Source organism: Lysobacter panacisoli, assembly GCF_009765165.1.
Taxonomy (GTDB): Bacteria; Pseudomonadota; Gammaproteobacteria; order Xanthomonadales; family Xanthomonadaceae; genus Lysobacter_J; species Lysobacter_J panacisoli.
In genome coordinates this window covers 1,007,566-1,022,646 of record NZ_VLNU01000001.1, presented here as the reverse complement: position 1 = coordinate 1,022,646, position 15,081 = coordinate 1,007,566, and the positions used below count along the sequence as shown (strand labels likewise).

The 15,081-nt window shown below is 67.2% G+C and carries 10 protein-coding genes; 4 read left to right on the top strand and 6 right to left on the bottom strand.

What is annotated here, in order from left to right:
• Window positions 1–41: 41 nt before the first annotated feature.
• From FOF45_RS05060 to FOF45_RS05050, 3 genes are read right to left on the bottom strand one after another with little or no spacing between them, the layout of a single operon-like run.
• Window positions 42–2,900: a glycosyl hydrolase 115 family protein gene (locus FOF45_RS05060; RefSeq protein WP_158982904.1), complete on the bottom strand. Its 2,859-nt coding sequence runs from the start codon at window positions 2,898–2,900 to the stop codon at window positions 42–44.
• Entirely contained in the window at window positions 2,897–3,898 is a 1,002-nt protein-coding gene (locus FOF45_RS05055; RefSeq protein ID WP_158982903.1) for an endo-1,4-beta-xylanase, read from the bottom strand. The genes FOF45_RS05060 and FOF45_RS05055 overlap by 4 nt, the downstream gene beginning before the upstream one ends.
• A gap of 46 nt (window positions 3,899–3,944) precedes the next feature.
• Entirely contained in the window at window positions 3,945–5,243 is a 1,299-nt protein-coding gene (locus FOF45_RS05050; RefSeq protein ID WP_158982902.1) for an MFS transporter, read from the bottom strand.
• Between the two features lie 425 nt (window positions 5,244–5,668).
• Between FOF45_RS05050 and FOF45_RS05045 the strand changes: the two genes are divergently transcribed.
• From FOF45_RS05045 to FOF45_RS05030, 4 genes are all read left to right on the top strand, one after another.
• Window positions 5,669–8,557, top strand: coding sequence for a TonB-dependent receptor (locus FOF45_RS05045; RefSeq protein ID WP_158982901.1), 2,889 nt, complete (start codon window positions 5,669–5,671; stop codon window positions 8,555–8,557).
• Window positions 8,558–8,654: 97 nt separating this feature from the next.
• Window positions 8,655–10,142: an MFS transporter gene (locus FOF45_RS05040; RefSeq protein WP_158982900.1), complete on the top strand. Its 1,488-nt coding sequence runs from the start codon at window positions 8,655–8,657 to the stop codon at window positions 10,140–10,142.
• A gap of 28 nt (window positions 10,143–10,170) precedes the next feature.
• The gene (locus tag FOF45_RS05035; RefSeq protein WP_158982899.1) at window positions 10,171–11,187 is read left to right on the top strand and encodes a glycoside hydrolase family 43 protein; all 1,017 of its coding nucleotides are present in this window, start codon (window positions 10,171–10,173) and stop codon (window positions 11,185–11,187) included.
• Window positions 11,177–12,022, top strand: coding sequence for an aldose 1-epimerase (locus FOF45_RS05030; RefSeq protein ID WP_158982898.1), 846 nt, complete (start codon window positions 11,177–11,179; stop codon window positions 12,020–12,022). The genes FOF45_RS05035 and FOF45_RS05030 overlap by 11 nt, the downstream gene beginning before the upstream one ends.
• A 28-nt stretch (window positions 12,023–12,050) precedes the next feature.
• Here FOF45_RS05030 and FOF45_RS05025 read toward each other — a convergent pair whose 3' ends face one another.
• The 3 genes from FOF45_RS05025 to FOF45_RS05015 all read right to left on the bottom strand — a co-directional run bounded on the left by FOF45_RS05025 (window position 12,051) and on the right by FOF45_RS05015 (window position 15,080).
• Complete coding sequence (locus FOF45_RS05025; protein ID WP_158982897.1) at window positions 12,051–13,145, bottom strand: LacI family DNA-binding transcriptional regulator; 1,095 nt, start codon at window positions 13,143–13,145, stop codon at window positions 12,051–12,053.
• 131 nt (window positions 13,146–13,276) lie between these two features.
• Complete coding sequence (locus FOF45_RS05020; protein ID WP_158982896.1) at window positions 13,277–14,560, bottom strand: TRAP transporter large permease; 1,284 nt, start codon at window positions 14,558–14,560, stop codon at window positions 13,277–13,279.
• A gap of 1 nt (window position 14,561) precedes the next feature.
• Window positions 14,562–15,080: a TRAP transporter small permease gene (locus FOF45_RS05015; protein ID WP_158982895.1), complete on the bottom strand. Its 519-nt coding sequence runs from the start codon at window positions 15,078–15,080 to the stop codon at window positions 14,562–14,564.
• Between the last annotated feature and the right edge of the window lies 1 nt (window position 15,081).

Here is a 15,081-nt window from a genome sequence, read left to right as displayed (position 1 = left end):
TCTTGTGCGGATGTCGATTCGTGGATCGGTGGGCGGTGGTGTCAGCGGCGTTGGCTTTCGGGCGTTCCGAGGTAACTCTCGCGAGGCGTGCCGCGCACCAGTTCGATGCGCTGGAAGACCAGCCCCCGATCGATCGCCCACAGCGTGAGGGTCTGGTTGCCGCCATCCACGCGATGGCGCGAGCGGGCGACCTGCACGCTGTCGCGGACGGCGTCTTCCCATGCGGCGAAGTCTGCATGGCCGGGCGTTGGATCGGCCTTCACGGTGACGATGCGCGGTGGCTCATCGCCTACGGCCACGGCATAGCGCAGGCCGCCGCGATTCTGGACATCGAGTGCGGGCGACATCGTGACGCGGACTTCGACCTCGCCGGATGCCTGCAGGTGAACCGGATACTCCAGACGTGCCGCGCCGGCTTCCGGCAGGCGGGGCTGCGCGTTCGAGGGCAGGGTGGTCACACCCGAGAGTGTGCGTCCCAGGTTCGGGATCGTGGTCCAGCGCTGGTCCGGACCATCGACGGCGCGCGAATGGTGCTGCGCCTCGATGACGATACGACCAACGCTTTCGATGAAGCCGCGGATATCGGCATCGGACGCGGGTTTGCGTACTGGCACCTCGACGACCACCTCCTCACGCCCACCGCGCACGGTGAGCGTGGCGAGGTGTTCGCCCACCGGCACCGCGTTCCAGTCGATTGCGACGCGCAGCGTGCGCTCGTCGGCGATCGCGCCGGATGCGGGTTCGAGGCGAAGCCATGCCTTCGACGTGGACGAGGTGTAGCCCAACGGCTTTCCGCCGCGGTTGAACACGATCACGTCGCGCGACGATGCGCCGAACGGATCGAGCACCGGCACGCGTGCGGTCCCGGGTGAACCCGGCCATGCACGTGTGTCGCCCTCGACCGCCACGCCGAGCGCCGCCTCCGCCGGCACGTCGATCGTACGCAGCTCCGGCATGACGTTGCGGTCCGGCTGCTGCCATCCGGTGTAGCCGATGCGCGGCTGCGACATCATGTGAATCCACTTGCCACCGGCGATGTCCTGCTCGTAGACACGGGCGAGCTCGGCATCGCGATCGAACAGCTGGCGAGCGAGCACCGCCTGCGCGTTGGCCGAGGCGCGGCCCTGCGCGGCATGCAAGCGGTTGCGCGCGATCGCGATGTACATCGCGTTGAGATTGGCGCTGGCCAGCACCGGATACTCGACGAGCTGGTAGTACGCATCACGGTACCGTGCGGGCAATGCGGCCCCCACACGTCGGGTCTGCTCGGACAGGACATTCCAGTCGGCCATCATGCGTTCGGCTTCGTGGTGATGCTCCAGACTCCAGGTGCCGGCATCGATCAGCTCCGGCTTGCGCCGCGCGTTGTACTGCGTGTAGCGCGTGAGGAGCTCGCCGATTTCCGGCGCATGTTCCGGCCCGAACTGCTGCGCGGCCCATTGCGCTGGATAGCTCGCGAGCGCATCGAGCGGCATCGCATCGGGATTCCACGCGTAGTCCAGAAAGAACGAGATCGGGAACTCCATCGGCTTGAGATCGCCGACGTTGACGATCCACAGCCGGTCGGCTCCGGCCTCGTGCGCCCGGTGCATCTGTTCCCAGACGCGCTCGATCTGCACGGTATTGAGCCACTTGTAGTTGCGCGGCCCGCCGACGTAGTCGAAGTGGTAGTAGATGCCGTAGCCGCCGGCGCGCCGGTCGCGGGGTTTCGGCAGGCGACGCAGGTTGCCCCAGTTGTCGTCCGAGAACAGAAGGGTGACGTCGTCGGGGACGTCCATGCCGGCGTCGAAGTAGTCCTGCACCTCCTTGTACAACGCCCACACCTGCGGCGTGCGCTCGGCCGGCTTGCCGGTGACGTCGGCGAGGATGCGACGCTGGTCGCCGACGATGCGTTCGAGCAGATCGATCGCCGTGCCCTGCGTCATCGGCTCGTCGCCATCGCCGCGCATGCCAAGCGTCACCACGCTCTCGTTCGTGCCCATGCGCTCGATGCCGCGACGCCAGAACGCCTGCAACGCATCGGCGTTGCGCGAGTAGTCCCACGGTCCCTTGCCGTAGCGCTCCCATTCGACATGGGCGCGCATCATCGGCTCGTGGTGGCTGGTCCCGATCACGATGCCGTACTCGTCGGCGAGCTGCGGGCTGCGCGGGTCGTCATCGGCGAATGCGCGACCCCACATCGCCGGCCAAAGGTAGTTGCCCTTCAGGCGCAGGATCAGCTGGAACACGCGCTCGTAGAAGCGACTGTTCGGGCCGCCGTAGGTGGCGCGCATCCAACCGCCGAGCGCGGGGTCTTCGTCGTTCAGGAAGATACCGCGATAGCGCACGGTCGGCGCATCGACGAAACGACCGGGCGCGATGTGCAGCGCGTCGCGGCGCGGCACCGGCACGTCGGCCCACCACGTCCACGGCGACACGCCGAGGCGGCGGGAGAGTTCGTAGATGCCGAACGTGGTTCCGCGCTTGTCGGCGCCGACGATCAGCAGGGCGCGGTCGATGCCGGGTTCGGGGCGCTCGACCACCTGCAGCAGGTAGCCTTCCCAGCGTCCGGCGACCTCGCTCGTGTCGATGCGCTTCTCGCGCACGATACGGTCGATGCGCGCGCTGCGACCGAGTGTGCCGGCGATGACGACGGAGAGCGACTTGCCATCGGGTTTAGCGTCGCTGCCGGCGACCGCCGACAGGTCGCCCTGAAGATCGCGCGCGGCGCGCAGCACGCCAGGGTAGTCGGCTTCATCGGTGAGGACGCGTGCGGTGCGACCGTGATCGATCAGCGTGAGTGCGCGCGGAACCGCTTGTTCGCACACAGCCGCGGGCTGCATGCAGTCCTGCTGCGCGGCGTGCAGCGGCGCAGCGACCAGCAGCGCCGCGATGGCGATGGTCGCGCGCACGAAACTCATGGGCTTGCCGCGGTCGGACCGTTCACGCCACGTACGTAACCGCGCAGCCAGGCGAGCGCGGGACGTTCGCTGCCGTCCTTGCGCACGAGGTAGGCGCGCTCCTTGGTGCGCCACATGCCGGGACGGAAGCCCCACAGGGTGACGCCCTTCACCGCCGGATGTTCCCAGAACACCGGGAACACGCGCTGGTAGTCGCGCAGCTGCCCGGCATCTGTGGCGCCGTCGATGTCGAGTTCGGTCACGTAGATCGGCAGGCCGGTCTGGGCGAGGTAATCGAGGTTGGCCTTGTGGACCGACATCGGCACGTCTGGCTTGGTCGCGAACGCATGCCCCTGCACACCGATGCCGTCGACCAGGTGGTCCTTCTGCAGCAGCTCGATGATCTCGCGGTAGCGCCGGGTCGCGTCGGGCTTGTTGGTGATGCTGTAGTCGTTGATCAGCAGCTTCGCGTGCGGGAAATGCTGGCGCGCGAGCTTGTAGGAGGTGACGATCCAGTCCCAGCCCGTGGCACCGCTGCCGCCGAGGGCCTCGATGTAGTTACCGCCGCCTTCGTCGTCCTTGCTGGGCGGATCGTTGAGCGGTTCGTTCACCACCTCGACGAAGTCCAGCGCGGGATAGCGCTGTGCGACGGCGACGAACCACTCCTCGATCTCCTCGCGCTGTTCGGCGACGGGCAGCTTCTCCATCCATTCCGGCTGCTGGTTGCCCCACACCATCACGTGCATCTGGAACGGGAAGCCGTGGTCCTTGGCGAACTTGTACGCAGCGTCGAGGCCGCGCCAGTCCATGCGATCGCGCACCGCCTCGACCTCGCCCCACTTGCCGGCGTTCTCGGGCGTCACCTTGTTCCAGTAGGTCGCGAAATCGCGGATCTGCGTGGGGCTGTGCACGCTGCCGAGGAACTTCTGCTGGCCGGCGGCAAGCGGCGCGCCCTGTGCGTGGAGCGTCAGCGGAAGCGCGGCGAGCAGCGCGACGAGCAGTGCGTGGTTCTTCTTCATTCCGTCCCTCCTACGGATCCGTTCGTTTGTTTGGTTGCCGGCGCGATCACACAGCCGGCTTGGCTTGCAGCGCCGCCGGTTGCAGCCTGGGCACGAGCAGGTGCACGACCAGCAGTGCGATCAGGTACGCCGAGCCGGCGATCAGGAAGATGCGCGCGTAGCTGCCGGTGGATTCGAGCTGCGCGCCGGTGAACACCGACATCAGCATGCCGCCGACCGCACCGGCGAAGCCGCCGATGCCGACCACCGACGCCACCGCGTGGCGCGGGAACATGTCCGAGGGCAGCGTGAACACGTTCGCCGACCAGCCCTGGTGGCCCGCCATCGCCAGGCCGATCAGTGCCACGGCGACCCACAGGTTGTCGACCTGCGTCACTAGCACGATCGGCGCGACGCACAACGCGCACGCGAGCATCGCGCCCTTGCGCGCGCGGTTGACGTCCCAGCCCAGCTTGATGAAACGACCCGCCAGCCAGCCGCCCGCGATGCTGCCCACGTCGGCCATCAGGTAGACGACGATCATCGGAAGACCAATCGTGCTCAGCGACAGCTTGTATTCCGAGGCGAGGAACTTGCCGAGCCAGAACAGGAACAGCCACCACACCGGGTCGGTGATGAACTTCGCCGCGACGAACGCCCACGCCTGGCGGTGGCGCAGCAACTGCAGCCACGGCAGTTTCACCGTCGGTTCGGGCGGATCGCTGCGGATGTGCGCGAGTTCCGCGGCCGACAGCTTCGGCTGGTCTTCCGGCGTGCGGTAGGTGAGCAGCCAGCCGACCAGCCACGTCGCGCTGAGCACGCCTGTGAACAGGAACGCGGCCTGCCAGCCCCACGTTGCAGCGATGATCGGAACGAGCAGCGGCGCGAGGACGGCGCCGACGTTGGAGCCGGCGTTGAACACACCGACCGCGAGCGCGCGCTCGCGACGTGGGAACCACTCGGCCACGGTCTTGATCGCGGCAGGGAAGTTGCCGGCCTCGCCCAGGCCCAGCGCGAAACGCGCGAGCGCGAAACCGACCACGGTGCCGGCGAGCGCGTGCGCCATCGCGGCCACGCTCCATACGCTGATCGCGATGGCGTAGCCGATGCGCGTGCCGAAGCGGTCGATGATCGCGCCGGCACAGAGCAGGCCGATCGCGTACGCGGCCTGGAAGGACGTGACGATGTAGCCGTACTCGATCTCGTTCCAGCCGATCTCGGTCTGCAGGAACGGCGCGAGCACGCCGAGCACCTGGCGGTCGACGTAGTTGATCGTCGTCGCCGCGAGGAGCATCGCGCAGACGCGCCAGCGGTAATGGCCGACGCGCGTGGTCGCTTGCGCGTTCGCGGTGGAAGCGTCGTTCATGCCGGCCTCCGGGCCGAGTCGTGCGCGTGGCCGCGTGCCGATTGGTGCGCTGGATGATGCGGCTTCGCCGTCCGCTGTTCGAAACACATCGTCGCGCTTCCCCTCCTGCTTGCGCAGGCCATCAAAGTGATAGCGCTATCATTATCACGTGCCAACTCGACGCGTCATCACCGCGCGTGTCGATCCGCGAATTGCGTCGGATGAACACTGGCCGGGCCTGTAGCGCGATGTTGCAGTGCAACGTAAGACCACGGGAATCCCGCGGGATTCCATGTTGCTCCGCAGCGTGCGGCCCTGAAATGGTAGCGCTACCATCCGCCGCACTCGCATCGGGGTCAATGCGTCACCCGCGTCATCCACCAATAGAACAGCCGGCGGCCCGCACGGTTTGGGCCCCGGGTCGCCAGAAACGGGAGGGGAGTACGGTGCAAAAGCAGATCGCAAGAACGACGTTGTCGCGTGCCTTGGGTGTGGTGCTGCTCGGCATGGCCAGCAGCGCGGCGCTCGCACAGGCGCAGACGGAACAACCGGCGGCGCAGACCCCGGCCAGCGAACAGACAGTGACCGAGCTCGACCGCGTGGTCGCCACGGGCTTCCGCCAGAGCCTTGAGTACTCGACCCAGGCCAAGCGCGAATCGACCGGCTTCACCGATTCGATCTTCGCCGAGGACATCGGCAAGTTCCCCGACGCCAACATCGCCGAGTCGCTGGCCCGCATCCCGGGCATCCAGCTCAACCGCGACGTCAACGGCGAAGGCCTGAACATCGCCATCCGCGGCCTGCCCAACAGCTTCACCAAGACCACGATCAACGGCCAGTCGGTCGCCACGGCCTCGATCGGCCTGGACGGCACCAACCAGAACCGCGAAGTCGACCTGAACCTGTTCCCGACCGAGTTCTTCAACCAGCTCAAGGTCTACAAGTCGCCGACCGCGGCGCTGCCGGAAGGCGGCGCATCCGGCGTGGTCGACATGCGCAACGTGCGCCCGTTCGACAATCCCGAAACGCAGGTCACCTACTCGCTGCAGGCCGACTACAACGACATCGCCGAGGACGTGAATCCGCGCGGCACGGTGATCGGTAGCTGGATCAACGCCGACCGTACGTTCGGCCTGCTCGGCGGCATCACCTCGCAGCGCGGCAGCATCGGCGTCGAAGGCTACGAGACCGTCGGCTGGACCAACCCGAACCTGACCAACGCGCAGTGCGTGGACGGCGGCTCGGGCAGCACCTTCCCGGCGATGGGCGCACCCTGCAACACGACCGGCGGCAACGGCTGGCGCATCCCGAGCCCGGTGGCGACCAACGCCTACACGACCGCGGCCGGCATCGCGGGCCAGACCATCGACGCGCAGTGGCTGCGCGACCACAACCCGGGCCTGACCAACGCGCAGATCGGCGAAGCGCTGATCCCGCGCCTCGGCCGTCCGGTGCACATGTCCGGCGACCGCGACCGCGATGCGTTCCTCGGCTCCATGCAGTGGCGTCCGAACGAGAACGTCGACGTGTACATGGACGTCCTCTACACCGAGGCGCACCGTACCAACGACCGCATCGACATGAACCTCATCGGCCGCAACGGCGCGATGATCCCGACGAACATGCAGCTGGACGGCAACAACGTCGTCACCAGCGCCACGTTCCTCAACGCGCAGTACTTCCTCGAAGCACGTCCGTACACCGAGGACGTCAAGTACTGGCAGGTCACGCCGGGCGGCACGTTCTACTTCGACGAGAACCTCAAGCTCGATGTGCAGGCGAGCATGAGCCGCAGCTGGATGTTCCGCGACTCGCCGACCATCCTGTTCAACTCGCCGTTCACCACGATCCAGTACACCAACAACGGCGACATTCCGACCTGGACCACCGGCCTGGATCTGAACGATCCGAACATCGGCTGGACCTGGACCGGCGGCCGCGTGTGGGCGCAGAACGAAAAGCGCGTGACCGAGACGCGTGGCCTCAACGCCAGCCTGCAGATGGGCGACGACCGCAACAACGTCGTCGTCGGCATCGCGTGGGACGAGAACGAGCGCCGCATCCAGGGCTTCGGCGACACCGGCACCAGCTGGCAGCCGTACGCGCTGTCGCAGGTGCCCGATGCCGAACTGTCGGGCTACATCAACCCGGGTCCGTTCGGCTTCGTGACGGTGGACTTCGACCGCTTCATGGCCGACACCAACTACTCGTTCTACCGCGACGCGGCGGGCGAGGCGAGCGGTGCCAACACCGGCGCGCCGACCGGTGGCTTCGACGAGTCCAACACCGCCGCCTTCATCATGCTCAATGGTGAGACGGAGATCTGGGACCGCAACATGCGCTTCAACATGGGCGTGCGTTACGCGCAGACCGACCAGGAGATCAGCGGCCCGGTGACCATCGGCGGCGTGCGCCAGTGGCAGACGCTGAGCGGCGACTACGATGAGTGGCTGCCGTCGTTCAGCGCGGCGTGGGACGTGGCCGAGGACGTGGTGGTGCGCATGTCGGCTTCGCGCACCATGACGCGTCCGAACCCGAGCTCGATGCTGCCGGCCACCACCTTCACCGACATCTCGGCGCAGGTGGCCAACCAGGGCAACCCGGACCTGACCCCGTACATCTCCACCAACTTCGACATCGGTGGCGAGTGGTACACGGGCGGCGAAGGCTTCGTCGGCCTGACGCTGTTCAGCAAGCGTATCGAGGGTTACACCTTCCAGGGCGTCACCACCAAGCCGTTCACCAGCCTGGGCATTCCGTTCGAGACCCTGACGGTCGATCAGCAGCGCGCCATCAACTCGCGCGGCGGTCCGGACGTGGCGACCGTCAACGTGCAGCAGCAGGTCAACGCCGACGCCGAGCTCGAGATCCGCGGCTGGGAAGCGATCTGGGTGCAGCCGCTGAGCATCGTGCTGGACGGCCTGGGCTTCATGGCCAACTACTCCAAGATCGACCTGTCGACCATCGGCAAGGACGCGAACGCGCTGGCTTCCAACGTCTACGGTCTGTCGCCGTCGCTGTGGAACGCGACCATCTACTGGGAGAACGACGTCGCCGCCGCGCGCCTGTCGTACAACTGGCAGGAAGGCGCAGCGAGCAGCGGCGCGAACCAGCAGGGCATTCCGTTCGCGCAGCTGTACGGCGAAGACCGCGGCCAGCTCGACCTGTCCAGCAGCTACACGCTGGTCAACATCAAGTCCCAGCCGCAGATCTTCTTCAACGTGACCAACATCACCGGCGAGGAGCGTCGTTCCAACTTCGCGTTCTCGAATGCGGTGAACGACATGTACGATCCGGGCACCACCTACACGCTCGGCGTCCGCGGCACGTTCTGATCGTTCGCGCACGTGATCCAACAGCGGTAACCTGCGGCCCGTTCCGGTGCAAACACCGGGCGGGCCGCTTCATTTGAACTTCTCGATGCCGGGGCACATGAACAGCACTCCTGAAACGTTGTCGGTCACCGAAAAGGTCGGATACAGCCTCGGCGACCTCGCCGCGAACCTGATCTTCCAGACCCTGGTGACGTTCCTGGCGTTCTTCTACACCGACGTCTACCGCATCCCGCCGGCGACCGCGGCGACGATCATCCTCATCGTCGGCATGCTCGGCGCCTTCGTGTTCACCCCGATCATCGGCATCGCCGCCGACCGTACGGTCACGCGCTGGGGCAAGTTCCGACCGTGGATCCTGTGGACGGCGATTCCGTTCGGCGTCTTCTCGCTACTGGCCTTCAGCACGCCGGACCTCGGCCCGCAGGCGAAGGTCGCGTACGCCTTCGCGACCTACACGCTGCTTGTGCTGGTGTACGCGGCCAACAACCTGCCGTACTCCGCGCTCAGCGGCGTTCTGACCGGCAGCATGGCCCAGCGCAACAGCCTGTCCTCGTACCGGTTCGTTGCGGTGATGGTCGCGCAGTTCATCATCCAGGCGCTGCTGCTGCCGCTGGTGCTGATCCTCGGCGATGGCGACAAGGTGCGCGGCTTCCACAACACCATGCTGCTGTTCGCCATCGTCGGTACGGTGTTCTTCCTGATCACCTTCTTCACCACGAAGGAGCGCATCGTCCCCGCGCCGGAGCAGAAGTCCAGCGTCGCGCAGGACCTGGGCGACCTGTCCCGCAACCGTCCGTGGGTGGTGATGCTGCTGCTGACCATCCTGGTGTTCGTCACGCTGGCCCTGAAGGGCGGCATGTACGTGTACTACTTCAAGTACTACCTGAGCGAACCGCACCTCGCCGCTTTCCTCGACCAGGTCGGCTTCAATGGCTTCATCGCCGGACTCAACTCGGTGCTCACCGGCGTGGGCCTGACCGAGTTCCAGTGGCCAAAGGATGCGCCGACGTCCGCGCTGAGCCTGTTCAACGCCGGCGGCATCGTCTTCATGATCATCGGCATCGGCTTCTCCAAGCGCCTGGCCGACCGCTTCGGCAAGCGTGACGTGTTCGGCGGCGCGCTGCTGGTGTCGACGCTGTTCATGCTGGTGTTCTACGTGTTCCCGCCGCAGGCGACGTGGGTCGTGTTCGTCTCGCAGATCCTGCACGGCTTCTTCTACGGCATCACCATTCCGCTGCTGTGGGCGATGATCGCCGACGTCGCCGACTACTCCGAGTGGCGGAACCACCGTCGCGCCACCGCGATCATCTTCTCGGCGATGCTGTGCGGACTGAAGATCGGCCTCAGCGTCGGCGGCGCGCTGGTCGCAGGCATCCTCGCGTACTACGGCTACGAGGCCGGTGCGCCGGCGCAGGCAACGGAAACCGTCGCCGGCATCCGCCTGGCGGTGAGCGTGTACGCATCGCTGCCGTTCCTGCTGTGCGTGGCGCTGCTGTTCCTGTACGAGATCAACAAGCCGATGGAATCGCGCATCGAGCAGGAACTGAGCACGCGTCGCCTGCAGGCGAGCGCCTCGGGCGCCTGATCCCCCACCTCGAACCGACACGACCCCCATGTCCGATCCTTCCCAAACCACCGATCTGCAGACGCTCGAACAGCGCGCGATCTCCAAGCCGCTGGTCACCCACATCTACACGGCCGATCCGTCGGCGCACGTGTTCGAGGGCAAGCTGTACATCTATCCCTCGCACGACATCGACGCGGGCATTCCGTTCGACGACGAGGGCTCGCACTTCGGCATGGAGGACTACCACGTCCTGCGCATGGACTCGCCCGACGGCGAGGCCGAGGACTGCGGTGTCGCGCTGCACGTGAAGGACGTGGCGTGGGCGCAGCGACAGATGTGGGCGCCCGATGCCGCGCAGAAGGACGGCAGGTACTACCTGTACTTCCCGGCCAAGCGTGCCGACGGCGTGTTCCAGATCGGCGTCGCCGTGGGCGATCGTCCGGAAGGTCCGTTCGTGCCGGAGCCCGACGCGATGCAGGGCAGTTACTCGATCGACCCGGCAGTGTTCGGCGACGACGACGGCGCGTACTACATGTACTTTGGCGGGCTGTGGGGTGGGCAACTGCAGAAGTACCGCGACAACGTCCGCGACGAGGCGCACGTCGAGCCGGCCGACGACGAGCCCGCGCTCGGTCCGAAGATCGCGCGTCTGCGCGAGGACATGAAGGAATTCGCCGAAGCGCCGCGCGAAGTGCTGATCCTCGACGAGAACGGCGAGCCGCTGCATGCCGGCGACCACGATCGTCGCTTCTTCGAAGCCTCATGGCTGCACAAGCACGGCGGCCGCTATTACTTCTCGTACTCCACCGGCAACACGCACTACCTGTGCTACGCCGTCGGCGACAACCCGTACGGGCCGTTCACCTACCAGGGACGCATCCTGACGCCGGTGGTGGGCTGGACCACGCACCACTCGATCTGCGCATTCGGCGACCAGTGGTACCTGTTCTATCACGACTCCATTCTGTCCGGCGGCGTGACGCATCTCCGCTCGATCAAGGTGGCGCCGCTGCGACACGACGCGCAGGGACGCATCGAGACGATCGATCCCTATGGCGCCTGAGCGCAGTGCGTCGCACGACGCGACGCTGCCGATGGCGCCCGGACCGCTGCTCACGCTGGGCGAGGGCGCGTTGCGCGTGGACCTCGCGCCGCAGGCGGGTGGGCGCATCGCGCAGATCCGCATCGATGGAGTGGAACAGCTGGTCGGTCACGCAGACGACACTGCCGCCGCGATCGCGTGGGGCAGTTATCCGATGGTGCCGTGGGCGGGGCGCATCCGTCACGGACGTTTCAATCTCGATGGCCGCGCGTTCGAGCTCCCGCGCAACCTCGGCGACCACGCGATCCACGGCGTCGGTTTCGCGATGCCGTGGCAGGTCGATGCGCAGTCTTCGCGCCACGTCGAACTGTCGCTTCGCCTTCCGCAGGACGAGCGTTGGCCGTTCGGTGGCATCGCGCGGCAGCGCATCGATGTCGAGGATCGGCGCGTGCGCATGACCTTGTCGGCCACGGCCGGCGAGCAGGCGATGCCGGTTTCGCTGGGCTGGCATCCGTGGTTCCTCAAGCCGGCACGGCTTGATTTCGCGCCGCGCGCCGCCTATCCGCGCGACGACGATGGCATCGCGGTGCTGCCCACGATCGCGCCGCCGGCGGGGCCGTGGGACGACTGCTTCCTCAACGACGAATCGCCGGTGCTGCATCGCGCAGGCCGTCGAATTCGCCTCGGGTCGGATTGCGACCACTGGGTCGTGTTCGACATGCCTGCGCACGCGACCTGCGTCGAACCGCAGAGCGGGCCGCCGGATGCATTCAACCTGATGCCGGTGCGGCTCGCGCCGGGCGAATCGCTGGCGCGCTGGTTCACGATGGAATGGCTGGACGCCGACGCGTCCTGATCAGGGCCGGATCTTCACGGCCGGATCTTCACGGCTTGGGACGCTGGCTCGAATCGCGCACGACCAGCTGCGGCGTGACCGTGCGCGGCTGTGCGCCCGCATCGGGTGAAGGCTCATCCGTCAGCAGCATCTGCGCGGCCATGCGGCCGAGGTCGCGGATCGGCGAATGGATCGTGGTCAGTGCCGGCCACAGCTGCGAAGCCAGCGGACTGTCGTCGTAGCCGACCACCGACAGGTCGCCCGGGATCGACAGTCCGCGGCGCATCGCCGCCTTGTAGACACCCGCCGCCATTTCGTCGTTGCAGGCGAAGATCGCGGTCGGGCGCGGCGACTTGGCGAGCAGGTATTCCGCGCCGGCGACACCGGAATCGAAGGTGTATCCGCCTTCGTAGATGTAGTCCGGCGACAGGCTGATGCCACGCTCGTCGAGTCCACCGAGGAAGCCGCCGCCGCGTTCGATGGTCGAGCGGTAGCGGCGCGGGCCGGTGATCAGGCCGATGGTGCGATGGCCCAGCGATTCCAGGTAGTTCGCCGCTTCGGTGCCGGCGAGGCGGTCGTGGGTGACGACCATGCTCGCGGCCTGGTCGAGCGGGATCGACGCGATGCGCACGTAGCGCACGCCGATCTCGCGCAGCGCCGAAGCGAGCTGTTCGTCCTCCGACACGCGCGGGATCAGGATCACGCCGTGCAGCTTCTGCTGCTGGGCGAAGCGGCGCACGCTCTCGATGTAGTCTTCCTTCGAGCTGTCGCACGGGTGCACGACCAGCTCGTAGCCCGAGTCGCGCAACGCGTCGAGCGCGCCGTACTGCATGTTCACGATGAACTGCGCGGTCGGGTTGTCGTACACCAGTCCGATCAGGAACGAGCGCCGGAAGGCGAGGCCGCGCGCCTGCGGATCGGGCGTGTAACCCAGCTGCTTCATCAGCGCGAGCACCTTCTCGCGCGTCTCCGGATGCACCAGCGGCGAGTGGTTGATCACCCGCGACACCGTCTTCTTCGACACGCCAGTCAGCCGGGCGATGTCGTTGATCGTGGCCTTGCCGGTCAGCACCACGTCTTCCGGCGCGGGCGTCGGCGTGGCGGCAGTGCGGGAGCGGCGGGTGCGCGAGCTGGAAGCGGTCATGGGCGGCCTGCGGATTTCAGCCATTCTAGCCGCCCGCCCTCATGGCCGGGCCCGAGGGTGGGCTCCGCGCGGCCCGAACGGCGCCCGCGAGGGCCGGAGCGGGCAGGCGAGCGTTCCCGGAACTGGCGCCATCAGGCCTTCAGCGCCGCCGGCAGCCACAGCGACAGCGCCGGGATGAATGCCACCACCAGCAACACCAGCAGGCCGGCCAGCCAGAACGGCCAGATCGTGCGCATGCTCTGGCCGATGCTGATCTTGCCGATCGCCGTGCCGACGAACAGCACCGAGCCCAGCGGCGGGCTGATCAGGCTCAGGCCGCCCTTGAGCACGAGGATCACGCCGAAATGCACCGGGTCGATGCCGATCGCGCGCGCGACCGGCAGGAAGATCGGCGTGCAGATCAGGATCATCGGTGCCAGGTCCAGGAACGTGCCCAGCACCAGCAGCACCAGGATCATCAGCAACAGCATCAGGTTGCGGTCCTGGGTGAGGCCGGTGAGGAAGTCCACCGACGCCGCCGGCACCTGCAGGTAGGCCAGCAGCCAGCCGAACACTGCCGCCGCCGCGATCACGAACAGGATCGCGCCGGCGCTGCGTGCGGCGTGCACCACGGTGCCGAGGAACTCGCGCCAGTGCAGCTGCCGGTACAGCACGCTGGTCACCAGCAGCGCGTATACCACCGCGATCGCCGCGCTCTCCACCGCGGTGAAGATGCCGGCGCGGATGCCGACGAAGATCAGCGCGACCAGGCCCAGGCCCGGCAGCGCCGAGACCAGGCGCAGCGCGACCGCGCGCCAGCCGGGGAAGATCTCCACGCCGTAGCCGCGATGCCGCGCGACCAGATAGCAGGTGGCCATCAGCACGCCCGTCATCAGCAGCGCGGGCACGATGCCGGCCGCGAACAGGTCCGCGATCGACAACCCGCCACCGGCCGCGGCCGAGTACAGGATCAGGTTGTGCGAGGGCGGTACCAGCAGCGCGACCAGCGCGGCCGTGATGCACACATTGACGGCGAAATCGCGGTCGTAACCGCGCTGCACCATCTGCGGGATCATCGTGCCGCCGACCGCGGACACGTCCGCCAGCGCCGAGCCCGACACGCCACCGAAGAACAGCGACGACAGGATGCTGACCTGGCCGAGTCCGCCGCGCATGCGTCCGACCAGCGACGAAGCCAGTCCGATCAGTCGTTCGGAGATGCCGCCGCGCAGCATGATCTCGCCGGCGAAGATGAAGAGTGGGATCGCGATCAGGCTGGCCGAACCGGCGCCGGCCGAGACCTGCTGCACCATCACGATCGACGGAACGTCGAGGAATACCAGCGTCGCCAGCGACGCGGCGGCCAGCGCATACGCGACCGGCACGCCCAGGACCAGCAGCACCGCGAAGAGGCTGAAGAGGATCGCAATGGCCATGTCAGTCGCTCTCCGGTGCGGCGGGCACGTCCGGGTGGACGGTCATCTGCGTGATGGCGAACAGCGCCATCAGCGCGCCGCTGATCGCCAGCGGCAGGTACTCGATGCTCTCCGGCAGCGGCGCGCCGGCAGTGGGGATGTGCACGCCATCGACGAACAGCACCGCGCCCCAGTACAGCAACACCAGGCCGATCAGCACGACCACGGCCGACTGGAACAGGTGTGCCGCGTGGCGCAGGCGCGGCGACAGCGCTTCGGCGAGCAGCGCGAAGCTGAAGTGCCGGCGCGTGTGCACGCCGGCCGCCGCGCCCAGGCTCATCGCCGTGCTCAGCAACAACAGCGTGACCGGCTCGGTCCAGCTCGGCGAATCGTTGAGCACGTAGCGCGCGATGACCTGCCAGCCTTGCACCACGACCAGCCCGAGCAGTGCGACCGCGGCGACGGCGATGGTCCATCCGGCGACGCGTTCGCTTACGCGCTGCAGGAGGGAAGGGGAGTACGCGATTCCTGTATCCGCCATG

Excerpts from the sequence above, each read along its gene's own strand:
- FOF45_RS05055 (WP_158982903.1), bottom strand. The coding sequence starts at position 3,898 with ATGAAGAAGAACCACGCACTGCTCGTCGCGCTGCTCGCCGCGCTTCCG.
- FOF45_RS05030 (WP_158982898.1), top strand. The coding sequence starts at position 11,177 with ATGGCGCCTGAGCGCAGTGCGTCGCACGACGCGACGCTGCCGATGGCG.
- FOF45_RS05020 (WP_158982896.1), bottom strand. The coding sequence starts at position 14,560 with ATGGCCATTGCGATCCTCTTCAGCCTCTTCGCGGTGCTGCTGGTCCTG.
- FOF45_RS05025 (WP_158982897.1), bottom strand. The coding sequence starts at position 13,145 with ATGACCGCTTCCAGCTCGCGCACCCGCCGCTCCCGCACTGCCGCCACG.
- FOF45_RS05040 (WP_158982900.1), top strand. The coding sequence starts at position 8,655 with ATGAACAGCACTCCTGAAACGTTGTCGGTCACCGAAAAGGTCGGATAC.
- FOF45_RS05050 (WP_158982902.1), bottom strand. The coding sequence starts at position 5,243 with ATGAACGACGCTTCCACCGCGAACGCGCAAGCGACCACGCGCGTCGGC.
- FOF45_RS05060 (WP_158982904.1), bottom strand. The coding sequence starts at position 2,900 with ATGAGTTTCGTGCGCGCGACCATCGCCATCGCGGCGCTGCTGGTCGCT.
- FOF45_RS05015 (WP_158982895.1), bottom strand. The coding sequence starts at position 15,080 with ATGGCGGATACAGGAATCGCGTACTCCCCTTCCCTCCTGCAGCGCGTA.
- FOF45_RS05035 (WP_158982899.1), top strand. The coding sequence starts at position 10,171 with ATGTCCGATCCTTCCCAAACCACCGATCTGCAGACGCTCGAACAGCGC.